Genomic DNA, 23,072 nt, shown 5'->3' on the forward strand with positions numbered 1-23,072 from the left:
CCGGCCCGGGGTGGCTCAGGCCAGCTGGGCGACGCCGGAGCGCGGGGAGGAGAGCACCGGCACTCCCCCGTCCGCTTCCGTGACGATCCTCGCCATCGACGCCTGGGCGAGCACCACGACGTCCACCTGTCCCGCGAGCCGGCCGAACCCGTCCAGGACCAGGGCGTCGTGGCGGGCCGGATCGCCGCCGCGCAGCGCGTCGAAGGCGCCGTCGCACAGGTGCGGGACGACCTCCCGCGCCACCCCCTGACGGGACGCCGCCCGCCGGACCAGCCGCGTGGTCGGGCCGAGCGTGGTGGCGAGCGTCGCCAGCACCCCGATCCGGTGCCCGGCCCGCACCGCCTCCTCGGCCATCGGCTCGTCGATGCGCAGGATCGGCAGCTCGGCGAACGGGCGCGCCTGCTCGGCGGCCTCACCGATGGAGGAGCAGGTGACGAGCAGCGTCCCGGCTCCCGACTCCTTGGCGTACATCGCGTACGAGACCAGCCTGCGCCGGACGTGCGGGGGCGGGCCGTCGCCGGCGATGGTGTCCTGGAGCAGGCTCTCGTCGGCGAAGTGCAGGATCCGCGCGCCGGGCCGCACCTCGGCGGCCAGTTCGGCCAGCGGCGCGGCGAGCGCGGGCACGGTGTGCAACATCGCGATCGCCGGCCCGGTCCGCGGCCCGGTCTGCGGGGCCGTCATCGGGCGTTCCACGGGCGGGCGAAGGAGTCGACGATGGACGCCAGCCGCCCGAGCCGGGGCACCGAGCGCGTACGCAGCTCCGCGGCCAGGTCGGCGGAGCCCACCACGTCGCTCCAGATGGCGCGGCCGGCCAGCATCCCGGACGCGCCCGCCCGGCAGGCGGCCCGGACGGCGGCGGGGAAGTCGTCCCGTTCGACGCCCTGGGAGAGCACGACCCACGGGACCGGGATCACCTCGTCGAGCCGGGCGCACTCCTCGGCCAGCCGTTCCTCGGGCGCGGCGCCGCCGAGCGGCACCTGGGCCTTGTACAGGCTGGGCCGCAGCCCGGCCAGCTCCCTGGCGGCCTCCCGGATCGCGGCGGGCCCGTCGAAGCCCGCCTCCTGGCCCTGGACGGGTTTGGCCACCCCTTCGAGCACGGAGAGCAGGCCCGCCTCGGCGCATACACGGACGAACGCGGCGGCGGTCTCCAGGCGGCGCTGCCGGTGCTCGTCGTCGCGCCAGATGAGCAGCAGCTTGGCCGCGACCGCGCCGGCCCGCCGCGCGGCGGCCAGGTCGATCGTCTCGTCGATCGAGGTGTCCTCGACGGGGCCGTCGGGCGCCTGCCGGAGGCTGTCCACGGCGATGATCAGCCCGCCGGGGACCATGCCCTCGGCGGCCACCCGGTCGAAGCCGTAGTCCCGGTCGATGAGGAACCCGGATGCGTGCGGCCCCACCTCCCGCGCCACCGCCAGCTTGAACCCGGCCAGCGTGTCATCGTCCACCCGCTCCCCGGTGGCGGCGGCGAACATCTGCCTGAGGCTCTCCCGCTGGTCCATCGCGACCATGGCGAACCCGCCGGACGGGCGGGCCAGCCGGTCGAGCGTGAGGGCGGGCGTGGTGGTCTCCTGGCTGGTCACAGGTGCTCCGATCTGATGGTTCTGCCTGGTCATCCGTGCTCCCGCCGGCGGGCGGAGGTCAGGAAGCGTTCGTACAGGGGGTGGTAGGCGGTGGCGAGGCCGGGGTCGTACGGTTGCGGCTCGCGGGGCAGCACGGGGACGTCACCGAGCGAGCCTCCCGCCTGGCCGGCGATGAGAGCGGCGCCCGCGCAGACCGCGTCGTCGGCCCGTACGACCTCCACCGGCACGGGCGAGACCGCCGCCTTCACGCGCATCCAGAGCGGGATCCGCACCTGCCCACCGAAGACCACGAGCCGCTCGGGAGCGGCGCCGGTCACGGCGGCGAGCTCGGCCACGGTCCAGCGGGTGTGCAGGCACGTGCCCTCCATGGCGGCGGCCAGCAGGTCGCCGAACGTGTGCTCGGGCCCGATCCCGGACATCGTCACCCGGCGTTCGCGGTCGGGCGCGGGCGCCACCCTGCCGCGCAGGTACGGCTCGGCGATGATCCCCGTCGGCAACCGCACCCCGTCCAGCAGTCCGGGGAGGGCGGCGTACCTGTCCCGGCCCGCTCCCCGCTCAACCGCGTGGTCCGCCGTGGCCCGTGCCTGGGGGCCGTCAGGGGGAGGCACCAGGCCGAGGAGCCAGTCGAGCATGCCGCCGCTCGTCGGCAGTCCTCCGACCAGGACGGTGCCGGTGCCGTCGAGCGAGGGGTCGGCCGTGACTCCCAGGGCCAGGCCGGTGCGCGGGTCGGGCCGGTGCGCCGCCGGCGCCAGGACCGCCTCCGCCGTGCCCATGGAGTCGGCCACGTGCCCGGGACGGCGTACGCCCGACGCCCACGCGCCCACCGCGTGGTCGTGACCGGCGATCACCACGGGGGTCCCGGCCGCCACCCCGCTCACCCTCACCGTCAGCCCGCCGACGGGCTCCACCGCCCCGGCCGTGGGCGCCAGCTGCTCGGGACTCAGGCCGGCCAGGGCGAGCAGGTCCTCGTCGTAGTGGCCGCGGACGACGTCGTAGGCGAGGGTGCGCGCGGCCAGCGTCTCATGGGTGCGCAGCACGCCGGTGAGCGCGTACGCCACCGCGTCGGGCACGCTCGCCCACCACCGCATCGCCGCCGGCACGCCCGGCTCGTGCGCCCGCAACCAGAGCCACTTCGCCAGCGGCGCCTTCCCGTCCACCCACCGCCCGGTCCGCGCGTAGACCGCCACCGCGTCCCCGCCCGCGATGGGTGGGACGGGGCCGCGCAGGGCGGCGGCTTCCTCGTGGCCGCGGGGGTCGTTCCACCACAGCAGCGGCGTGAGCGGGCGTCCCGAGGCGTCGAGGGGCACGCCGGTCTCGGCCATGCCCGCGATCCCGATCGCGTCGGGGCCGCGCCCCGCGCGGGCGGCGCACTCCGCCAGGGCCTCCACGACGGCTGCCACGAGGGCGGGCAGGTCGTGCGGGGTCGGGCGGCGTACGGAAGTGACGCAGCCACCCCCGTCGTCGAAGAAGCCTGCCTTGACGTGGGTGGTTCCCACGTCGATCCCGCACAACAACGCCATGTTGTCACTATAGGTCCATAAGTTGGCCGAAAAACGCCAACTTATGGTGCATCATGGTCATATGAGCGACATGGAGGCGAGCCTGCGCTACTCGTCGGCCCCGCACCGGCGCGAGGCGATCCTCCGCAGGATCGAGCTCGACGGGTACGTCGCCGCCGCCGACCTGGTCACCGAGCTGGGCGTCTCCCCCAACACCGTCAGGCGCGACCTGCGCAGGCTGGCCGGTGACGGCCTGGTCAGGGCGGTACGCGGAGGCGCCGCGGCGGCCGACATGGGTGCCACGCCGTTCACCGACCGCTCCGTTCAGGCGTCCGCCGCCAAGCGGGCGATCGCCGCCACCGCCGTACGCCACGTGGAGCCGGGCACGGCCATCGCCCTCGACTCGGGCACCACCACGCTGGAGATCGCCAAACTGCTCCCTTCCGGGGCGAACCTCACCGTGATCACCCACTCGCTGCCCGCCATCGCCGTGCTCGCGCCGCGACCCGACATCACGCTCATCGGGGTCGGCGGCCAGTACGGCAGGGACACGCGCTCGTTCGGCGGGCCGGAGACCCTGGCGTGGCTGGAGCACATGAGCGTGCGCACCCTGTTCCTGGCCGCCACCGCCCTCGACGGGAACGGCGTCTACGGGGCCACACCGTACGAGGCCGAGACCAAGCGCCGGCTCATCGCCATCGCACGCAGGACGATCGTGGTGGGCGACGCGCGCAAGTTCGCGCTGAGCGCCCCGATCCGGGTGTGCGGCTGGGACGCGGCCGAACTGCTGGTGACCGACGGCGTGCCGCCCTGGTTCGAGGATGTCGGCGTCGAGTTCGCGTCACAGGCCCCCGCCTGAGGGCCACTCTTGACCGGCGTCACGCGACCGCGTCGCCGACGGCGGTTCCGGGTGCGGTGGCGGAGTGGCCCGTGCCGGTGTCGCTGCCGAGGATCCGGGACCGGCGGAGCCGTTCTGCGAGCAGGTCGGCGGAGCGGGTCATGACAGTCCCGGCACGATCAGGACAAGCCAGCACAGAAGCGGCGCGGCGACCACGATGGTCATGCCCCACGTCATCAGGCGCTTGAACACGTCGTCCCGGACCGCCACGTCGGCGTTCGCGACGATCAGCGCGCCGTTGGTGGAGAAGGGGCTGCAGTCCACCACCGAGGAGGAGATCGCCAGCGCCGTGACCATGCCGACGGCGCCGACCTGCCCGGTCTGCAGGAAGGGTACAGCGAGCGGGATCAGCGCGCCCAGGATGCCGGTCGTGGAGGCGAAGGCGGACACCACGGCGCCGATCAGGCAGATCAGCAGGGCCGCCAGGAGTGGAGCGCCGACCTCGGCCACTCCGTCGCCGAGCCACTTCACGGTGCCCTGGTCCTGCAGGAGGGCGACGTACGTGACGATGCCGCCGACCAGGAGCACCGTACCCCAGCTGATCTTGTCGACGGCTCCCCGGGCGGCGGAGGGGAAGATCAGGGTCAGCACGACCGCCACCGCGAGCGCGAGGAAGCCGATGTCAAGGTCGAAGACGAGCGCGCCCACCGCCAGCACGAGCAGGCCGATCAACGTGAGCGACCGCTGCGCGTCGAGGCGGGGCAGGGCGTCGTCCACGAGGCCGTCGCCGCCGTCACCAGCGCTGCCGGGGCCGTCACCGGAGGCCGTGCCGCCGCCGGCACGGCTCATGACCGCCGTCCTGGACGACTGCCGGTCGCGGTGCAGCAGCTTGGTGCCTCCAAAGGTGAGGAAGCCGACGAGGCTGATGAGAGCGCACGCGCCCAGCGCGCCACCGAACAGGACGGCCGCGTTGCCCGGCAGTCCGCTCTGGTCGACGACGCCGTTGGTGATCGCCCCGAAGATGCCGATCGGCGAGAAGCTCCCACCGGTCGAGCCCTGCACCACCATCAGGCCCATCATCACGGGGTGGATCCGGTAGCGGGCCGCGAAGCCCATCGCCACCGGCGCCACGATGGCCACCGCGGCCGGGCTGGCGGCGCCGATCGCGGTGATCGCGGCGCAGACCGCGAACATCACCCACGGCATCAGGGCGACGCGGCCGCGCACCGCGACCACCGCCCGGTGCACGATCCAGTCCACGGTGCCGTTCGTCTTGGCCAGCGCGAACAGGTACGTGACGCCCACCAGGATGACGAACAGGTTCGCCGGGAAGCCGCCGAGCACGTCGTCCACCTCCACGCCGAACACGGAGGTCCCCACGACGAAGGCGGCCACGAGTGCGAGCGCGCCCATGTTGATGGATCGGACGGTGGCCACCAAGAACACCAGTACGAGCACGACCAGCGCGATGATCTCCGCTGACATCGGCAGCTCCTCAAGGGGGGTCGGGCGCCTGACCCGGTTACGTGCGCCATTTCCGGATTGGCCTAGCCTCTGCTCCACTGTGGCCGGCTGTCAATAGACTGTCCCCCGTGACCAAGAAGCGCCCGCAGACCTCCGCCGTTCCAGGACGCCTGGAACGGCCGCGCCTGTATGTGCAGCTGGCCGATCACATCGCGCGCTTCATCGAGGCCCAGGGGCTCTCCCCCGGCGACCGCCTGCCGCCCGAGCGGCTCCTGGCCGCGGAGCTGGGGGTCAGCCGCGCGTCGCTCAGCCGCGCCCTGGTGGCGCTGGAGGTCCAGGGCAAGGTCGAGGTGCAGCACGGCAACGGAGCCGTGGTGCTCGCGCCGACTCTCCAGGACGATCAGCCGGCCCTGTCGTCGCTGTGGGCCGAGCGCGATCCCGCCGACCTCGCCCGGGCGCGGGAGGCCGTCATGTCGGGCCTGGCGCGCGGCGCGGCGGCACACCCCGACAGGAGCCTCCGGCTCGCCCTGCTCGACGCGGACGGCTCTCCGGTCCGCTTCTGCGACACCTGGCCCTGCGTACGCCGGCTGGCGGGGCCGAGCCTGCTGGCCGAGCTCGACGACCTGCTCGCGGAGGTGGCCCCGGTGGACGAGTCCCAGGTCGCGGCCGACCGCCTGGTGGCTCTGGCCCGGGCCGTCGTGGCAGGCGACGAACGGGCCGCCGCCTCCGCCTGCGCCGGTTTGTTCCACATCTGACGCCCCGGACGGGACGAGCGCCGGAGTAGGGGCCGGCCGAAGCGAACGCCGGCCAAGAACCGTACGGCGGACAGCGAGGCGGCGCGGATCTACCTGTGCGTACCCGGGCTTCTCCTTCGGCTCCGACATCGACTGGTCGCGCGTCACCGTGCCCGAACGAGAGCCGGTGGCCGCCGTCCGGCAGAGGACGCGCCGAGGGCGCCCCTGGAGCGGGAGCGCCCTCGGCGTACGTGCCGGGTCAGCCGGGAAGCTTCACCAGAACCGGCGTGGTCGCGGGCCGGGTGTCCTTCTCGGCCCACGCGCCGGTCGAGAAGGCGACCGGGTGGTTCTTCCTGCCGACCCCGTCGCCCCACTTGGTCACGACGTAGTCGATCTTGATGTGGCCCTTGCCCCCGTTGTCCTCGACGCCGAGCGTCTCGGAGTTGAAGGTGCCGCCGGTCAGCTCGGCGAAGGTCTTGGCGTCCAGGTCGAGCATGACCCCGCGGCTGGAGGGGTCGCCGGGGCCGCGGTCACCGACGAAGAACGGCACCTTCTTGCCCTGGTAGATGGCGTACCCCTCGGTCATGAGGGGCCAGCTGGGACTGGCGGCCATGCCCTTCTGCATGGGCTTGCCCGAGGCGGGCAGGCCGGTGTCGCCGGCCCGGCCGGAGGAGTCGTCCCAGAAGTAGGACGCGGTCGTCGAGCCCTTGAGCATGACCTGCTGCACGGTGCCGTTGTCGGCGTGCGCCGGAGCGGCGCCCATGGCCAGGGCGGTCGCGGCGGTCGTGGCCAGCAGGGCAAAGGTACGCAGGCGAGCTGTCATGATGGTGTCAGGTCCTTTGTCAGGGGACGGTGGCAGTTCGCGCTCGCTTGGACGGACGTAGCCGGGCGGCACGCCATACGGGACGCTACGCGGAGCACGGGGGAATCCAGCGGAGGAATCCGGGGTTCCGGCGCCCCTCGCCGCGACTGCGCGGGCACGGGTCATCGCCGGACGGACACCAATTTAGCCCCTAAACCGGACAACAGCAAACATATCACCATGAAACGGATATAGATCTACCTCAACCGATCTCTTTGCGTATCGTCCGCACCATGCCCGCGGCCATCGGCAGCACGATCCACGCCAGCGCCGACACGGCCAGCCGGGCGGCGTCGCCGCCGGTCATGTCGCCGTTCACCAGCGGGACGGTGGCGGTGTTGAGGTCGAGCCACTCCATCGCGGCCTCCCCCGCGGAGCCGAGCCGGCCCACGACACTCCATATGACCGTGCTGGACAGGCAGATCACGATCGCCGCGGGCGCGTTCATCAGCACCGTCCCCAGGGCCAGCCCCTGGGCCGTGAGCAGGACCGTCGTCGCCGTCCATCCCGCCAGGGACAGCGGCGCGACCCGCCAGTCGGCCGGCACGCCCTGCGCCGCCGCGACGGCCGCCGTCACCGGCACCGCGACGAGCACCGCGAACGCGCAGGCCGCCACGCTGGCGACCAGGGGCGGCAGGCACTTGGCCGCCATCACCCGCCCTCTGCGGGGTTCGAGCGTGAACGTGGTCAGCGCGGTGCGGTGACGCCACTCGCCGGTGACGGTGAGGATGGCGAGCACGGGCAGCAGGATGCCGAACACGATGCCGGCCGTCCCCGCGACGGTGTGGAACTCGGGCCCCGAGACGACGCCGCGGCCGGCGACGGCGCCGACCGCCAGGACGACCAGCACCCCGGCGATGATCCTGCTGCCGCGGGTGTCGACGAGCTTGCGCGTCTCCACGCGCAGCAACGTCGGGAACGGGATGCGTCGGGTGTTCATGCCAGGCTCCTGTCGGCGGCGGCGGTCAGTTCGAGGAATGTCTGCTCCAGGCCGCGGCCCTGGCCGAGCTCGGCCGGGGTGCCCTGGGCGAGCAGGCGGCCGCGCCCGATCATCACGATGCGATCGGCGACCTGCTCCACCTCGTGCAGCAGGTGCGAGCTGAGCAGCACCGCGCATCCCGAGTCGGCCAGGTCGCGCAGCAGCCCGCGCATCCAGTGGATGCCCTGGGGGTCGAGGCCGTTGGCGGGCTCGTCCAGGATGAGCGCCCGGGGCCGGCCGAGCAGGGCGTGCCCGATGCCGAGCCGCTGCCGCATGCCCAGCGAGTAGCCGCCGACGGCCCGCCGCCCCTCCTTGCCGGTCAGGCCGACCAGCTCCAGGACCTCGTCCACGCGCGAACGCGGCAGGCCCAGCATCATCGCGCCGAGCGTCAGGACCTCCCGGCCGCTGCGGCCGGGGTGCTGGGCGGAGGCGTCGAGCAGCGTGCCCACCTCGTAGCCGGGGCGCTCCAGCTCGGCGTACGGCCGCCCGAGCACGGTGGCGGAGCCGGAGGTGGGGCGGGACAGCCCCGCCAGGATGCGCATGGCCGTCGACTTCCCCGCCCCGTTGGGCCCGAGGAACCCGGTCACGGAGCCGGCCGGCACGGAGAAGGACACGTCGTCCAGCGCCTTCACGTCGCTGTACCTCTTGCTGAGGCGTTGAAATTCGATCACCCCCGCAGTCCATCGAAGGCGCGCCCGTCGTGCATCGGACCTGGGTCCACGACGGGTGGCGGCCCGGCCACCACCCGTCGCCCTCGGTGTAGACCAGGGTCTGCGACACGATGGACCCTGGTCGCTAACAGGCGCGGCGGCGGGTCCCTAGGCTGGTGGGCGTGCACGACGCCGACGAGCATCAGCCGCCCATCGACCGGCTGGGCACCACGCTGCGCTACCTGTTCGCGGCGCTGCCCCTGCTGCTCTACGTCGTCATGGTGGTGCTCCTGTCGGACCGCGTGCCGATGCCGTACGGCTCGCTCGGCTGGGTGCTGGCCGACATGGGGCTGGGCGCGGCGGGACTGGTCCTCATGCGCTGGCGGCGCAGGTGGCCGTGGCAGATCGCCCTGGCCCTGGCCCTGATGACCGCCGTCTCCACCACGGCGGGCGGGCCCGGGTGCGTCACCTACATCTCGCTGGTCACGCACCGGCGCTGGCGCCAGATCGTGCCCGTGGCCGTGGTGACCTGCTTGAGCATGGTCGTGTCGAGCCTGCTGGTGGGCACCTCGTTCGCCACGTCCGCCATCGGCGCGGCGGCGACGGGCGTCGTCGTCATCGCCGTCGCCACCGTCGTCGGCCTGTACGTGCGCGGCCGCCGTGACCTGGCGGCCTCCGAGCGGGCGGCGGAGGCGGCGGCCCAGCGGCAGCGGGTCGAGCAGGCCCAGCTCGCGGAGCGGCTGCAGATCGCCCAGGAGATGCACGACGTGCTGGCCCACCGGATCTCGCTGCTGGCGATGCTGGCCGGCGGGCTGGCGTACCGGAAGGACCTCACGCCCGAGCAGACCAGGGAGGCGGCGCTGGCCATCCAGGAGAACGCCCACCAGTCGCTCAACGAGCTGCGTGCCGTGCTCGGCACGCTCAGGCGCGACGGCGGCCCCACCGGCGGCAGGGCCGGCGGCACGCATGGCGGTCCCGAGGGCCCGCAGCCGACGCTCGACCATCTGGACACCCTGTTCGAGGAGGTGCGGGCGGCCGGGCAGCGGGTCGAGGTGGACGACACCATCGACTGCCGCGAGCGGTTGCCCACGCAGACGGGGCGGCACGCGTACCGGATCGTGCAGGAGGCGCTCACCAACGCGCGCAAGCACGCTCCGGGCAGCCGGGTGACGGCCGAGCTGGGCGGCCGGCCGGGCGAGGGGCTGCGCATCAGGGTGAGCAACCCGGCGCCGCCCGGCCCGTCGGCCGGGCCCGGCAGCCGGCTGGGCCTGGTCGGCCTGGCCGAGCGCACCCGGATGGCCGGCGGCACCATCAGCCACACCGTCCGCCACGGACGGTTCATCCTCGACGCCCGGCTGCCGTGGGAGGCTTGAGCCCGTGACCCGCCTTCGCATAGTGATCGTGGACGACGACCCGATGGTGCGCACGGGGCTGCGCCTGATCCTGGGCGGCGAGCCCGACCTCGAGCTGGCCGGGGAGGCGGCCGACGGCAGGCAGGCCATGGCCGTGATCCGCGACCTGCGCCCCGACGTCGTGCTGATGGACATCCGCATGCCGCACCAGGACGGCCTCACCACCACCGAGCTGCTGCTCAAGAGCCCTTCCCCGCCCAGGATCCTGGTGCTGACCACGTTCGACGCCGACGACATGGTGCTGCGCGCCCTGCAGCTCGGGGCGCACGGCTTCCTGCTGAAGGACACGCCGCCGCCCAAGATGATCGAGGCCGTGCGCGCGTGCGCGCGGGGCGAGCCGGTGCTGTCCCCGAGCGTCGCCCAGCAGGTCATCGCGGCCGCCACCGGCAGGCACGACCCGCGGCGGCCGCAGGCGCTGGAGGAGCTGTCCCGGCTGACCGAACGCGAGCGGGAGGTCGCCGTCGAGATCGCCAAGGGCGGCTCCAACACCGAGATCGCGGCCGGCCTCTGCGTGAGCGTCGCCACGGTCAAGGCCAACATCACCCGCATCTTCGCCAAGCTCGGCACCGACAACCGGGTTCACGTGGCCATGAAGGTGCGCGACGCGGGACTGATCTGAATGCCGCTGGACACCGACCGGCTGCTCGCCGCGCTGACCGCGTGGAACCTGCCGGTGGCCTCCGCCGAGCCGCTGCCCGGCGGCTGGAACTCCGTCACCTGGCTGGTCCGCACCGCACCCGGCACGCGCTACGTCGCCAAACTGTCCGACGTGGGGTCCGCCACCGCCTTCCTCGGCGGTCTGCGGGTGGCGGCCCGCGCGGAGCGGGGCGGACTGGCCAGCGGCGCCCCCGTCCCCCTGCCCGGCGGCCGCCTGGCCGCGGACCTGGACGAGGGGCTGCTGGCCCTGCTGCGCTACGTCCCCGGCCGCCCGCCGGACTCCTCCTCGGCGGACGACCTGCACCGGATGGGGGCCGTACTGGCCCGCGCGCACCACGCGCTCGGCAACGACATCGCCGACGTCGGCAGGCAACACCGGTGGCCGTGGCCGTGGGCGAGCGACTGCCTGCGGGAGCTGCCGATGGCGCCGCACGTCCGCACGGCGGCGGCGCGCGTGCTGGAAGAGGCGCGCGAGGCCGCCCCGCACCTGCGCGCCGGCGTGGTCAACGGCGATCCCGGCCTCGACGGCTTCCGCCTCAGCGCGCGCTCGCCCGAGGAGGACGGCCTGGTCGACTGGGGCGCGGTCCTGCAGGCCCCCATCCTGTACGACCTCGCGTCCGCCGCCGTGCTGACCCGCGACACGCCCCACGCGATCCGGCACATCGTGGCCGGCTACCGGGCCGTCGACCCGGCCATCGACGACGAGCTGCCTCATCTGGGCACGTTCGTGCGGCTGCGCTGGATGGCCCACGCGATCTACTTCTCCGACCGCATCGAGCGCGGCCTGCTCCGGGGCGTCACCAGCGCGGCGGGCAACGAGGAGGGGCTCGAGGAGGCGTACGCCGGCATGCGCGGCCGCTGACGCGCCGGCCCTACGACGGAGGGCCGCTCAGCAGCGTGTCGAGGAAGAGCTTGCGGTAGCGGAGGGCGTCGACGCCGAGCGCCACGTCGACGCCGTGCGCCGTCCCGGCCAGCCCGTGGGCGGCGTCCTCGCCCGGCAGCGCCCGCCGGTCCACCAGCGTCTGGCCCCTGCTGTATCCGGGGGCGAGCTCCACGCTCACCGGCAGCCGCTCGGTGGTCAGCCCCTCGGGGTCGGCCACCGCGCACACCGCTCCGGCGTCGCCGAGCAGCCCGTCCCCGTTGACGCGGGGGTCGGCCCCGCACAGGGCGATCTGGTGCCGCAGCAGCAGGCCCGCCAGGCGGCTGCCCGGCTCCTCGTGCCCGATCAGCTCCGCGCACGTGGGCGCGTCCACGGAGACGTGGTAGAAGACGTCCAGCCCGTACATCGTCACCGGCACCCCGGCGTCCACCACGATCGCGGCCGCTTCCGGGTCGTGCCACACGTTGAACTCGGCGACAGGGGTGGCGTTGCCGGTCGAGGCGCTGCCTCCCATGAGGACCAGCCGCTCGATGTTGCCGGCGACCTCCGGGTAGGCCCGCAACAGCAGCGCCAGGTTGGTGAGCGGGGCCAGGCCCACCACGACGACGGGCTCGGGGGCGCCGAGGATCGTGTCGCGCAGGAGGTCGACGGCGGGCACTCCCGCCGTTTCGCGGGCCGAGGCGGGCAGCCCGAGGTCGGCGAGGCCGTCGGCGCCGTGGATGTGGCCGGCGTCGCGGGCCGGCCCGATGAGCGGCCGTTCCGCGCCCGCGCTCACCGGCACGTCCGGCGCGCCGGCCGCGTCAAGGACCTTGAGCGTGTTGGCGACCACCTGGCCGAGGCCCGCGTTGCCGGCCACGCACGTCACCGCGCGCAGCCGCAGCTCTGGATGGCGCACGGCGAAGAGGAGGGCCAGTGCGTCGTCCACGCCGGTGTCGACGTCGAGAATCAGGTCCTTCATCCCATTCCTTCCTCGATGCACCTTGACAGGCGCGCGCACACCATCCCACCATGTCCTATCCGACCCATGAGGTCTAGACGTCTACCCTCCAACGGGAGCACGCCGTGACAGACGTCCCGTCCACCAGCCCGCCAACCGCCTCCACCACCCCCGCAACCGGTGGGGCCCGCGCCGTGCCGTGGAAGCTCACCGCGGCCACGATCGTCGGCAACACCATCGAGTTCTACGACTTCACCATCTACGGCACCCTCACCGCGCTGGTCTTCGGCCGGCTCTTCTTCCCCACGTCCGACCCCCTCGCGGGGACGCTGCTCGCGTTCGGCACCTTCGCCGTCGGCTTCGTGTCACGCCCCCTCGGCGGCGTGCTCTTCGGGCACCTCGGCGACCGGCTGGGCCGCAAACCGACCCTCACGTGGAGCCTCGCCGTGATGGGCACGGCCACGTTCCTCATGGGATTGTTGCCGACGTACGCGGACATCGGCGTCTGGGCGCCCATCATGCTCACCTTCCTGCGATTCTGCCAAGGGCTGGGCATCGGCGGCGAATGGGGTGGCGCGGTCAGCCTCATGGTCGAAAGCGCGCCCCCGTCCAGGCGCGGATGGTACGGCAGCCTCGTCCAGACCGGCAGCGGCTTCGGCATCATCCTGTCCAGCCTCACCCTCACCACGCTGCTGGCCACGCTCGGCACCGGCGAGCTGCTGGCCTGGGGCTGGCGCATCCCGTTCCTGGTCAGCGTGGTCCTGGTCGGCGTGGGCGTCGTGGTGCGCATGCAGATCCAGGAGTCGCCCGAATTCCACGAGGTCAAGGCCGGGAAGCGGGTCGAACGGGCGCCGGTGTGGCAGACCGTGCGGGAGCACCCGCGCACGATCGCGCTGGCGATCGGCATGTACGTCGCCATCGCCGCCTTCGGCTTCGTCATCGGCGTGTTCGTGATCTCGTACACCGTCCAGGAGCTGGGCCTGTCGCGGGAGCTGGCGGTCACCGCCAACCTGGTCAACGGGGTCTTCTACGTGATCGGCATCCTGGCGGCGGGGGCGCTGTCCGACCGGATCGGCAAACGCAGGACGTACCTGCTGTGCGGGCTGCTGCTGATCCCGGCCCCGTTCCTCTACTTCGCGCTGCTCGACACCCGGTCGATCCCGCTGATCCTCGCGGGCAGCGTGTTCGTTGGCCTGGTCAGCGGCCTGCCGTACGGCGTGCAGGCCTCGCTGTTCTGCGCGCTGTTCCCCGCCAGGCTCCGCTACAGCGGGATCTCGCTCGGCTTCCAGGTCGCGACCGTGCTGGGCGGGGCGCTCGCGCCGACCGTCGCCTCGCTGCTGTTCGCGGCGGCGGAGCACAGCTGGGCCATCTCGGCCTACATCGCGGGCCTCGCCGTGGTCATGGTCCTCTGCACGCTGGCCGTACGACCGTACCCGGAGACGACGAAAGGCATCAACGGATGACGAACCGGCCGAACATCGTGCTGGTCATGGTCGACCAGCTGGCCGCGCGCTGGCTGGAGCAGGCCTGGCAGGGCGTGGTCGACCTGCCGAACCTGCGGGCGCTGGCCGAGGGCGGCGTGCGGTTCCCCAACGCGTTCACGCCCAACCCCGTCTGCGCCCCGGCCCGCGCCACCGTCGCCACCGGGCTGACCAGCCAGGGGCACGGCGTCACCGAGTGCGGCTACGACCTCGACCCGGACCTGCCCACGTTCATGCGCACGCTCCAGCGGGGCGGGTGGCGTACGGGCGCGTTCGGCAAGCTGCACCTGCGCACGCAGATCGGCGGCGTGCGCCCCGACTACCGCCCCTACGGGTTCGACGTCACCCACATCACGGAGGACTCCCGCGCGGGCGAGTGGCTGGACTGGGTGCGCGAGCACCACCCCGAGCACTACCGGGCGGCGCTGTCCACCGTCTGGATGACGATGATCCCCGAGCTGCGCGCGTACGGGCCCGAGCAGCGCGACCTGGTGGCCGAGATCGAGGCCGCCCGGCGGGAGTTCCCCGCCTCCACCGGCGAGGCGTACACGCTGCCGTTCCCCGCCGAGATCTCCCAGACCGACTGGATCACCGAGCGCGCGTGTGACTTCATCCGCGGCACCGAGGCCGGGCGGCCGCTGTTCGCGCACGTCAGCTACGTGCAGCCGCACAACCCCTTCGCTCCGCCCGCCGAGTACCTGCCTCGCGTGCGGGCCGGGCGCATCCCCGGCCCGCTGCCCGCGGAGTGGCGCTCGGGCGGGCCCGCCTACTTCGACCGGGAGCAGTACCGGCAGGCCTCCTACGACGTCGACGACTGGAAGAGCCACCGGCTGCACTACTTCGCCGACCTGGCGCACCTGGACGAGCAGCTCGGGCGGCTGGTGGGCTGCCTGCGCGAGACGGGACGGCTGGCCGGCACTTACGTGATCTTCACCTCGGACCACGGCGAGCTGCTGCACGACCACGGGCTGGTCGGCAAGTGGGAGCGCCACTACGACCCCTGCATCCGCGTGCCGCTCATCGTCTCGGGACCCGGCCTGAGCCCCGGCGTGCGCCCCGAGCTCGCCGAGCTGACCGACCTCGCGCCCACCATCCTCGACCTGGCCGGCCTCCAGCCCGACCCGCTGGCCCGCCCCCAGCTCGGCAACCCGCACGTCCCCCGGCGGCTGCCCGCCCTGCCGGGCAGCTCGCTGCTGCCCCTGTGCCAGGGCCTGGACCTCGACTGGCGCACCGCCGTCTACGTGCAGAGCAACAACAACCACTGGGAGGCCTCGCCCCGGAGCTGGTCGCGTACGGTCCGCACCGCCCGCCACCGCTACACCCGGTATTTCGGCGGGGGCGGCGAGCAGCTCTTCGACCTGGAGGCGGACCCGGACGAGCAGCACGACCTCGCCGCCGACCCCGCCGCCGAGCCGATCCGCCGGCGGCTCCACGACGAGCTGCTGGAGCTCGTCGTGCTCGACGGATATCCCAACAGCCCGCGCGGGCTCTACGGCATCGGGACGTGGTAGCGCGGCTCCCCGGCGGCTCTACAGTAGTGCCGTGTTGACATCCTCCCGGCCCTGAAGGACCGGGATTCCAGCCGTCGCCGACTGGCCTTCCTGCTTCACCGCCGGTCGCCCGCCCGAGAGGAAACTCTCGTTGAGGTCTTACACCAGCTCCACAGGCGTTTCACCTCTCCGCAAGCCCTGCGGCGAGGGTGCTTCTGATCGTTCGTCCGGTGACTTGGTTATCGCCACCGTCGAACACACTACCGAACCGTGCGGTGTCATGCGGCGTTTTGACGCCGGTTCGCCTGGCGGCGAACCGGCTACCCCTATCCTGCTCCGCAGGGGTCCGATTCCTCCCCCACCTGAAGGCGGGGGTCTCCTCGGAGGCATGTGATGAAACCGCCCAAGCGAGCCGCCATGGCCGCCCAGGCGATCCGTGAGCTCATCGCGGCGGAGTTCGAGCTGGGCGACCAGCTGCCCTCCGAGGCCGAGCTGGCCCGGCGGCTGGCAGTGAGCCGGGTCACCGTCCGCGAGGCTCTCGGACAGCTCTGGCTCGAAGGTCTCATCTCCCGCCGCTGGGGTGTGGGCACGTTCGTCCGGCAGCGTCCTGGGCCGGCCGCGGGGCCGTTCACCAACGTCTTCGTCGACCTGCACGACATCGGCTCGCTGCCGCACCGGATCGCCGCCACGGGCCGCACGCCGTCGCTTCCGCACGCCCGGGTCGAGCAGGTTCCCGCTCCGCCCGAGGCCGCCGCCGCGCTGGGCCTGGAGGCCGGCGAGCCGATCTGGCGGGTGGAGCGCTGCCTGGCGATCGACGGGACGCCCGCGATCGTGCTCTACGACCATGTCCCGCTCCGGGTCAACGGCGTCCCGTTCGACCCGGGGCCGGTGACGGGGATGGGAGGCGACTTCCCCACGCTCGTGCACGCCACCGGCACCCGCATCGTCAGGGACGAAGCCCGGCTGGAGGCGGCGCTGGCCGACGAGGGCGTGGCGAAGCTGCTCGGCGTCGACGCGGGGTCGCCGATCCTCACCACGCGGCAGACCAGCCACGCCGACACCGGCACGGTGGTGCTGTCGACCCGCTGCTTCTACCGGCAGGAGGTCTTCTCGATCCTGCTGGTCCGCACGGTGCCCTACTGACCCTGGCTCTGCTGCCCCGTGCCGGCCGGGGGCTCGACGGGGTGGAGCACGTCGTGGGTGCGCAGCCGGCCGCACATGCCCCACCTGGTCTCCGGGCTCTGCGGCGACTCCAGGAGCGCCGACGCGCGCAGGTGCGCGCCGTCGCCGCGGGCCAGGGCGTCGAGCACGGCGGCGGTGTGGCGGGTCTCCTCGGCGACCGTGCGCTCCCAGGTCTCGCGCCAGGCCGCGACCTTGGGCCGCACCAGCGCCACCGCGTGGTCGTAGAACCGCTCCAGCGGGCCGGGGTCGCCGCCGGCGGCGCTGCGCGCCAGCGCGCGGAAGCCCCGCACGGCCAGCTCGCGCCGGCGCATCGCGGCCGCCTCCATCGTCTCCTCCTGCTCGCCGGCGGGCAGGGTGGCCGCGGCGCGGTAACGCTCGGGGTCGGCCATGATCTCGGGTGGGAAGGTCATGACCGCGTCGCCCGCCTCGGGCAGGCCCGCGTTCGCCATCACGACCACGACCTGCAGGCCCCCGCGGTTGACCGCCCGGTGGACGGTGCCGGGGGTGAACCACACGGTCGATCCCGCCGCGAGCTCCGTCTCCCTGAAGCCGTGCGTGTCGAGGGTCTGCAACGCTCCGCGCCCGCCGATCACGACGTAGCCCTCCGTGGAGGCGGTGTGCAGGTGCGGGGTGCCGCCCTCCAGGCCGTCGGCGCACGCGCCGGTGTAGACCGACAGCCGGGTGACGGACGTGCCGCCGGGGAACGCCGCGGGCATCATGCGCTCCGCTCGCCGAACGACGCGGTGCTGCCCCGGACGATGAGCGTGGTGGCGAGCTCGATGCGGGTGCCGGCGGGGCCGCGGGGGTGGGTCAGCTCCTCGGAGACGAGCCGCACCGCCTCGTTGGCCATGTCGTCGAGCGGCTGGCGGACGGTGGTGAGCGGCGGCGAGAGCATCTCGCACACTATCGAGTCGTCGAACCCGACGACGGACAGCTCGTCGGGCACACGGACGCCGCGCTCGGTGGCCGCCTGGTAGACGCCCGCGGCCTGCAGGTCGTTGGCCGCGAAGATGGCGCTGGGCGGGTCGTCGCGGCCGAGCAGCCGCGCCCCGTAGTCCTTGCCGCCGGCGACCATGAAGTCGCCGTAGTGGGTGAGCCCGGGGTCGGGGTCGATGCCGAACGTGCGGTGCGCGGCCAGGTAGCCCTCGTAGCGGTCGAGGGTGCACTGCACGTCGAGCGGCCCGCCGATGAAGCCGATCCGGGTGTGCCCGAGCTCCAGGAGGTGGGTGGTGGCCATGACGCCGCCCAGCCAGTTGGTGGCGCCGACGGTGGAGATGCGCGGGTCGCGCTGGCCCGCGGGGTCGAGCAGCACCAGAGGCACGTGCAGCAGCTCCTCGATCGCCTCGATCTCCCGCTGGTCGGCCCGGGTGAGCACCAGCACGATGCCGTCGGTGCCGCGCTTGCGGACCGTGCCGATCCAGCGCCGCAGGTCGAAGTCGTGGCGCGCGGAGGAGGTCACGACGAGCGAGAATCCCCAGCGCGCCGCCGCCCGCTCCGCGCCCCTGATGAGCACCTCGGCCCACGGCGAGCCGAGCCCGTCGATGAGCAGGTCGACCAGGCCGACCCTGGGCGAGCTCGGCGGGCGCGGGGTTTCGTAGCCGAAGACCCTGACCGCTTCGAGGACCTTGTCCCTGGTGGCGGCGGAGACGTGTTTCTTGCCGCTCAGGACCTTGGAGACCGTCGGCACCGACACTCCGGCGGCCGCCGCGACGTCGGCCAGCGTGGCTCGCGGCGCTTGGGGCACAGGACCTCCCGTTGCCGTGGGCGCCGGCGTCCCGCCGGCACCTGCGAGGTTGTTTTCGGAAAATGCCCTCACCCGGCGTGCCGCCAGCTGACCTGGTGATATCAGGGAGCTGCGGTTGCCTCATGAGGTTGTTGACATGGATGCAGCTCGGAGCCTACCGTAACGGATCGGCAATGTCACCGTAATCTTTCGGAAAGTCATCCGGAAACTTTCTGATCCGTACCAGACGTGTCCGGCGGAGCGCGACGTGATCGAGCAGGCCGCCTGTTAGCGCTATCAACCGATGGAGACCTCCATGGCACGAACGAGGGTGTATGCCTGCACAAGGTGAGCAGCCGGAGACCGCGGCGCTCCGGGTCGACGACCTGCTCGCGGAGATGTCGCTCGACGAGAAACTCGCCCAGCTCGTCGGCCTGTGGCTGAACGTCAACCGGGAAGAAGGCGTCGTCGCGCCGCTGCAGGACGCGATGCAGGGCGACGAGGAGGAGTTCGAGGCGTTCGCCCGCCACGGGCTCGGCCACGTCACCCGCCATTTCGGCACCACGCCCGTCGACCCCGCGCAGGCGAGCGCCGAGCTGGCCGACCGGCAGCGCTGGCTGCGCGACCACACCCGGCTCGGCATCCCCGCCATCGCGCACGAGGAGTGCCTGACCGGGCTGGCGGCCTGGCGGGCGACGACCTATCCCGTGCCGCCCGCGTGGGGCGCGACGTTCGACCCCGCCCTCGTGGAGGAGATGGGCCGCAGGATCGGGGCCTCCATGCGGGCGCTCGGCGTGCACCAGGGCCTGGCCCCCGTGCTCGACGTGATCCGCGACCAGCGGTGGGGCCGGGTCGAGGAGTGCATCTCCGAAGACCCGTACGAGGTCGCGACCGTCGGCGCGGCGTACGTGCGCGGCCTGCAGTGCGCGGGCGTGATCGCCACGCTCAAGCACTTCGTCGGCTACTCCAACTCCCGCGCCGGCCGCAACCTCGCCCCCGTGCACGCGGGCCCCCGCGAGGTGGCCGACACGCTGCTGTTCCCCTTCGAGGTCGCCGTGCGGGACGCCCGGGCGGGCTCGGTCATGAACTCCTACGCCGAGATCGACGGCATCCCGATCGCCGCCGACGCCCACTACCTCACCCGGATCCTGCGCGACGAGTGGGGCTTCGACGGCACGGTGGTGGCCGACTACTTCGCGGTGGCCTTCCTGCACACCCTGCACGCCGTGGCCTCCGACGCCGAGGACGCGGCCGTGCAGGCGCTCAGCGCGGGCATCGACGTCGAGCTGCCCACCGGGGTGGCCTACCTGGAGCCGCTGAAGCGGGCCGTGACCTCGGGGCGGATCCCGGAGTCCCTCGTCGACCGGGCGCTGCGCAGGGTGCTGGCGCAGAAGGCCGCGCTCGGCCTGCTCGACGACGGGTACGAGCCGCGCGGGTCCGGCCCGATCGACCTCGACGACCCCGAGTCGCGGGCCCTGGCACGGCGCCTGGCCGAGGAGTCGATCGTGCTGCTGGCCAACGACGGCGTGCTGCCGCTCGGCCGGGCCGCGGGCAGGCGCGTCGCGGTCGTCGGCCCGAACGCCGGCAGTGTCGCGGCGCTGTTCGGCTGCTACTCCTTCGTCAACCACGTGCTGCCGCACTCCCCCGGCGTGGAGACCGGCATCGCGGCGCCCACGGTGCTCGACGCGCTGCGGGAGGAACTGCCCGAGGCCGTGATCAGGACCGAGCGGGGCACGGGGGTGGACGACGGCGATCGCTCGGGGATCGCCGCCGCCGCCCGCCTGGCCGGCGAGTCCGACGTCGCGATCCTCGTGCTCGGGGACCGGTCGGGGCTGTTCGGCAGGGGCACCTCCGGCGAGGGCTGCGACGTGGAGACGCTCGACCTGCCCGGCGCGCAGCAGGAGCTCGCCGACGCGGTCATCGCCACGGGAACGCCGGTCGTGGTGGTGCTGATGACCGGCCGCGCGTACGCGGTGCCGGGAATCCTCAGGAACGCCGCCGCCGTCGTGCAGGCGTACTTCCCCGGCGAGGAAGGGGCCGGCGCCATCGCCCGGGTGCTCAGCGGCGCCGTGAACCCGTCGGGCCGGCTGCCGATGAGCATGCCGCGCTCGGCCGCCGGCCAGCCCTACAGCTACCTGCACCCCAAGCTGGGCGCGGCCGGCTCGGTCAGCAACATCGACCCGGCCCCCGAACTGGCCTTCGGCCACGGGCTGAGCTACACCCGCTTCACCTACGAGGGCCTCACGGCCGGCGGGCAGATCCGGGCCGGCGAGCCGATCCGGTGCTCGGTCGTCGTGCGCAACGCGGGCGAGCGGGCGGGCGCCGAGGTGGTCCAGCTGTACGCCTCCGACCGGATCGCCTCCGTCACCCGGCCGCTCGCCCAGCTCGTCGGCTACGCCAGGGTCGAGCTGGACCCCGGCCAGTGCGCGACGGTGAGCTTCGATGTGCCCGCCCGGCTGCTGGCGTTCACCGGCAGGGACGGGCGGCGCGTCGTCGAGCCCGGCGAGGTGGGCGTGTCGGTGCGCCGCTCGGCCGCCGACGTGGTGGCCGAGGCGAGCGTGCTGCTGACCGGGCCCGTACACGAGATCACCGGAAACGAGCGGCGGCTGACCGCCGTGTCGGTCGAGAAGGAGCAGCCGTCATGAGAATCGCGATCATCGGCGCAGGCGGCATCGCCGGCGTCCACGCCGCCGCCGTTTCGGCGCTGGGCGGGCCGGCACGGATCGTCGCCGCCGTGGACATCGACGCCGGCCGGCTGGACGCGTTCGCCGCCAAATGGGACGTGCCCGAGCGCTACACGCGCGTCGAGGACCTGCTCGAACGCTCGGAGTGCGACGTCGTGCACCTGTGCTCCCCTCCAGGCCTGCACCGCGACCAGGCCGTGGCGGTGCTGGAGCGGGGCTGGTCGGTGATGTGCGAGAAGCCGCCGGCGTTGTCGCTGCGGGAGTTCGACGAGATCGCCGCGGCCGAGGCGCGCAGCGCCGGCTCGTTCGGCACCGTCTCGCAGCACCGGTTCGGCGCCCGCGCGGTCGCGCTGCGCGAGGCGATCGCCCGGGACGACTTCGGGCCGCTGCACCTGGCGCTCTGCAACACGCTGTGGTTCCGTCCCGACTCCTACTTCGCGGTGCCGTGGCGCGGCACCTGGGAGTCGGAGGGCGGCGGGCCCACCATGGGCCACGGCATCCACCAGATGGACCTCATGCTGTCGCTGGCCGGCCCGTGGGAGTCGGTGCGGGCCACGGCGGGCCGCAAGGCGCGGCCGACCCGGACGGAGGACTTCTCGACCGCGGTGGTCACCCTCGCCTCGGGAGCCACCCTGGTGATCGTCAACAGCCTGCTCTCCGCCCGCGAGACCAGCTACCTGCGCTTCGACCTCGCCGGCGGCACGGTCGAGCTGGAACACCTTTACGGCTACGGCGACGGCTCCTGGCGCTTCACCGCGGCCCCCGATGACCCGGACGCCGAGTCCCGCTGGAACGCGCTGCCTCCCGGCGCGCCCTCCGGCCACTCGGCCCAGTTCGCGGCCGCCGCCGAGGCCCTGCGCTCCGGCGCGCCCATGCCGGTCACGACGGCGCAGGCCCGCCCGACCCTCGAGCTCATCGCCGCCGTCTACGCCTCCGCCTTCACCGGCCGGGAGGTGGCGCGCGGCGAGCTGACCGAAGGCTCCCCGTTCTACTCCTCCATGGGCGGCCACCGGGCCCCATGGCTCACTACCGAAGGGACCTCCTGATGACCGAACCCGTGGACGGGCTGCGGCTCACCGACGAGCGCGGGCGGGCGCTGACGCTCACCAGCGACGGCGTCGACCTGTTCCGCTACGTGTACGGCCCGTGGGACCGGCAGCTGGAGTCGCCCCGACCCTACTTCCACCCGCTGCGCACCCGGTCCGGCCGGCTGGTGTCGCTCTACCGGCCCTGGGACCACGTCTGGCACAAGGGCATCGCCTGGTCGCTGCCGAACGTGGGCACGCAGAACTTCTGGGGGGGCGTCACGTACTACCGCGACCGCGGCTACGTGCAGGCGGACAACAACGGCGCCATCGTGCACGACGGCTTCGACTCGATCAGCAGCGGCGCTGACCGGATGGCCGTCAAGGAGTCGCTGACCTGGGTGGCGAGCACCGGCGAGCCCTGGTTCACCGAACGCCGTTCCTTCGGGGCGCTGCTCGGCGAGCACGGGTGGACGCTGGCGTACGCGACCGAGTTCACCAACGTCTCCGGCGCCACCGTGCCGATCGGCAGCCCCACCACTGAGGGACGGCCCAACGCCGGGTACGGCGGGCTGTTCTGGCGCGGGCCGCGCTCCTTCAGCAACGGCCGCGTCTACATGGACGGGCGCACCGGCGGCGACGAGATGATGGGCGAGCGGGGCACGTGGCTGGCCTACTCCGGCGACCACGACGAGGTGGACGCGAGCTCGACGCTGGTGTTCGTCGACGACGACCCCAGTAATGAGCCCAGTAATGAGCCCAGTGACGGGCCCGGCTCCGAGCCGGTCCAGTGGTTCGTGCGGACGGGGATCTTCGCGTGCGTCTGCCCCGCGCCGTTCTTCGACGTCGTGCGGCCGGTGGAGCCGGGCGCGTCGCTGGCCTTCCGCTACGCGGTCACCATCGCCGACGGCGACACCGGCCCGGACGGCGCGGCCCGCATCGCCGCGGACACGGCCGGCGTCACCTCGCGCCTCTTGTGATCGGAGTTCCTGACATGG

22 protein-coding genes are annotated in these 23,072 nt (G+C 73.3%); 11 read left to right on the top strand and 11 right to left on the bottom strand.

Going from position 1 to position 23,072, the window contains the following annotated elements:
• Positions 1-15: 15 nt before the first annotated feature.
• The 3 genes from ABGA98_RS31415 to ABGA98_RS31425 are packed head-to-tail and all read right to left on the bottom strand — an operon-like array spanning position 16 to position 3,097.
• The gene (locus ABGA98_RS31415; RefSeq protein ID WP_347622022.1) at positions 16-681 is read right to left on the bottom strand and encodes an aspartate/glutamate racemase family protein; all 666 of its coding nucleotides are present in this window, start codon (positions 679-681) and stop codon (positions 16-18) included.
• Positions 678-1,610 carry a hypothetical protein gene (locus ABGA98_RS31420; RefSeq protein WP_347622023.1) on the bottom strand — a complete coding sequence of 311 codons (933 nt, stop codon included), beginning with the start codon at positions 1,608-1,610 and terminating at the stop codon, positions 678-680. The genes ABGA98_RS31415 and ABGA98_RS31420 overlap by 4 nt, the downstream gene beginning before the upstream one ends.
• The gene (locus ABGA98_RS31425) at positions 1,607-3,097 is read right to left on the bottom strand and encodes an FGGY family carbohydrate kinase (protein ID WP_347622024.1); all 1,491 of its coding nucleotides are present in this window, start codon (positions 3,095-3,097) and stop codon (positions 1,607-1,609) included. Before ABGA98_RS31425 ends, ABGA98_RS31420 begins: the two co-directional genes overlap by 4 nt.
• A gap of 61 nt (positions 3,098-3,158) precedes the next feature.
• Between ABGA98_RS31425 and ABGA98_RS31430 the strand changes: the two genes are divergently transcribed.
• Positions 3,159-3,935 (top strand): DeoR/GlpR family DNA-binding transcription regulator, encoded by a 777-nt coding sequence (locus ABGA98_RS31430; RefSeq protein ID WP_347622025.1) that lies wholly within the window; start codon positions 3,159-3,161, stop codon positions 3,933-3,935.
• Positions 3,936-3,954: 19 nt separating this feature from the next.
• On the opposite strand, the gene ABGA98_RS31435 is transcribed toward ABGA98_RS31430, so the two are convergent.
• Together ABGA98_RS31435 and ABGA98_RS31440 are read right to left on the bottom strand one after the other, a co-directional pair.
• Positions 3,955-4,077 (bottom strand): hypothetical protein, encoded by a 123-nt coding sequence (locus ABGA98_RS31435; RefSeq protein WP_347622026.1) that lies wholly within the window; start codon positions 4,075-4,077, stop codon positions 3,955-3,957.
• Positions 4,074-5,399, bottom strand: a complete 1,326-nt coding sequence (locus ABGA98_RS31440; protein WP_347622027.1) for an SLC13 family permease — start codon at positions 5,397-5,399, stop codon at positions 4,074-4,076. The genes ABGA98_RS31435 and ABGA98_RS31440 overlap by 4 nt, the downstream gene beginning before the upstream one ends.
• Positions 5,400-5,575: 176 nt before the next feature.
• Here ABGA98_RS31440 and ABGA98_RS31445 point away from each other — a divergent pair, with 176 nt between their 5' ends.
• Entirely contained in the window at positions 5,576-6,133 is a 558-nt protein-coding gene (locus ABGA98_RS31445) for a GntR family transcriptional regulator (RefSeq protein ID WP_347622312.1), read from the top strand.
• Between the two features lie 238 nt (positions 6,134-6,371).
• On the opposite strand, the gene ABGA98_RS31450 is transcribed toward ABGA98_RS31445, so the two are convergent.
• The 3 genes from ABGA98_RS31450 to ABGA98_RS31460 form a co-directional block, all read right to left on the bottom strand.
• Positions 6,372-6,935, bottom strand: a complete 564-nt coding sequence (locus ABGA98_RS31450; protein WP_347622028.1) for a hypothetical protein — start codon at positions 6,933-6,935, stop codon at positions 6,372-6,374.
• Positions 6,936-7,176: 241 nt separating this feature from the next.
• Entirely contained in the window at positions 7,177-7,914 is a 738-nt protein-coding gene (locus ABGA98_RS31455) for a hypothetical protein (RefSeq protein WP_347622029.1), read from the bottom strand.
• Complete coding sequence (locus ABGA98_RS31460; RefSeq protein ID WP_347622030.1) at positions 7,911-8,624, bottom strand: ATP-binding cassette domain-containing protein; 714 nt, start codon at positions 8,622-8,624, stop codon at positions 7,911-7,913. Before ABGA98_RS31460 ends, ABGA98_RS31455 begins: the two co-directional genes overlap by 4 nt.
• A gap of 161 nt (positions 8,625-8,785) precedes the next feature.
• Here ABGA98_RS31460 and ABGA98_RS31465 point away from each other — a divergent pair, with 161 nt between their 5' ends.
• From ABGA98_RS31465 to ABGA98_RS31475, 3 genes are read left to right on the top strand one after another with little or no spacing between them, the layout of a single operon-like run.
• Positions 8,786-9,976: a histidine kinase gene (locus tag ABGA98_RS31465; RefSeq protein WP_347622031.1), complete on the top strand. Its 1,191-nt coding sequence runs from the start codon at positions 8,786-8,788 to the stop codon at positions 9,974-9,976.
• 4 nt (positions 9,977-9,980) lie between these two features.
• Entirely contained in the window at positions 9,981-10,634 is a 654-nt protein-coding gene (locus ABGA98_RS31470) for a response regulator transcription factor (protein WP_347622032.1), read from the top strand.
• On the top strand, positions 10,635-11,534 hold the full coding sequence (locus ABGA98_RS31475) for a phosphotransferase (protein ID WP_347622033.1): 900 nt from the start codon (positions 10,635-10,637) through the stop codon (positions 11,532-11,534). It abuts the gene before it with no gap.
• Between the two features lie 10 nt (positions 11,535-11,544).
• Here ABGA98_RS31475 and ABGA98_RS31480 read toward each other — a convergent pair whose 3' ends face one another.
• Positions 11,545-12,510 (bottom strand): nucleoside hydrolase, encoded by a 966-nt coding sequence (locus ABGA98_RS31480; RefSeq protein WP_347622034.1) that lies wholly within the window; start codon positions 12,508-12,510, stop codon positions 11,545-11,547.
• A gap of 104 nt (positions 12,511-12,614) precedes the next feature.
• On the opposite strand from ABGA98_RS31480, the gene ABGA98_RS31485 reads away from it, so the two are divergent.
• From ABGA98_RS31485 to ABGA98_RS31495, 3 genes are all read left to right on the top strand, one after another.
• A complete protein-coding gene (locus ABGA98_RS31485) occupies positions 12,615-13,952 on the top strand; it encodes an MFS transporter (RefSeq protein WP_347622035.1) in 1,338 nt (445 codons plus the stop codon).
• Positions 13,949-15,481: a sulfatase-like hydrolase/transferase gene (locus ABGA98_RS31490; protein WP_347622036.1), complete on the top strand. Its 1,533-nt coding sequence runs from the start codon at positions 13,949-13,951 to the stop codon at positions 15,479-15,481. Before ABGA98_RS31485 ends, ABGA98_RS31490 begins: the two co-directional genes overlap by 4 nt.
• Before the next feature lie 372 nt (positions 15,482-15,853).
• Complete coding sequence (locus ABGA98_RS31495) at positions 15,854-16,603, top strand: GntR family transcriptional regulator (RefSeq protein ID WP_347622037.1); 750 nt, start codon at positions 15,854-15,856, stop codon at positions 16,601-16,603.
• On the opposite strand, the gene ABGA98_RS31500 is transcribed toward ABGA98_RS31495, so the two are convergent.
• Together ABGA98_RS31500 and ABGA98_RS31505 are read right to left on the bottom strand one after the other, a co-directional pair.
• The gene (locus tag ABGA98_RS31500; protein WP_347622038.1) at positions 16,597-17,358 is read right to left on the bottom strand and encodes a cupin domain-containing protein; all 762 of its coding nucleotides are present in this window, start codon (positions 17,356-17,358) and stop codon (positions 16,597-16,599) included. The two genes, ABGA98_RS31495 and ABGA98_RS31500, sit on opposite strands and share 7 nt — an antisense overlap.
• Positions 17,358-18,386: a substrate-binding domain-containing protein gene (locus tag ABGA98_RS31505; RefSeq protein ID WP_347622039.1), complete on the bottom strand. Its 1,029-nt coding sequence runs from the start codon at positions 18,384-18,386 to the stop codon at positions 17,358-17,360. Before ABGA98_RS31505 ends, ABGA98_RS31500 begins: the two co-directional genes overlap by 1 nt.
• 314 nt (positions 18,387-18,700) lie before the next feature.
• Between ABGA98_RS31505 and ABGA98_RS31510 the strand changes: the two genes are divergently transcribed.
• From ABGA98_RS31510 to ABGA98_RS31520, 3 genes are read left to right on the top strand one after another with little or no spacing between them, the layout of a single operon-like run.
• Positions 18,701-21,010 carry a glycoside hydrolase family 3 N-terminal domain-containing protein gene (locus ABGA98_RS31510; RefSeq protein WP_347622040.1) on the top strand — a complete coding sequence of 770 codons (2,310 nt, stop codon included), beginning with the start codon at positions 18,701-18,703 and terminating at the stop codon, positions 21,008-21,010.
• Positions 21,007-22,095 (top strand): Gfo/Idh/MocA family oxidoreductase, encoded by a 1,089-nt coding sequence (locus tag ABGA98_RS31515; RefSeq protein ID WP_347622041.1) that lies wholly within the window; start codon positions 21,007-21,009, stop codon positions 22,093-22,095. Before ABGA98_RS31510 ends, ABGA98_RS31515 begins: the two co-directional genes overlap by 4 nt.
• Positions 22,095-23,054 carry a PmoA family protein gene (locus ABGA98_RS31520; RefSeq protein ID WP_347622042.1) on the top strand — a complete coding sequence of 320 codons (960 nt, stop codon included), beginning with the start codon at positions 22,095-22,097 and terminating at the stop codon, positions 23,052-23,054. Before ABGA98_RS31515 ends, ABGA98_RS31520 begins: the two co-directional genes overlap by 1 nt.
• Positions 23,055-23,072: the final 18 nt, after the last annotated feature.

This window comes from Nonomuraea sp. B1E8 (assembly GCF_039871515.1).
Classification (GTDB): Bacteria; Actinomycetota; Actinomycetes; order Streptosporangiales; family Streptosporangiaceae; genus Nonomuraea.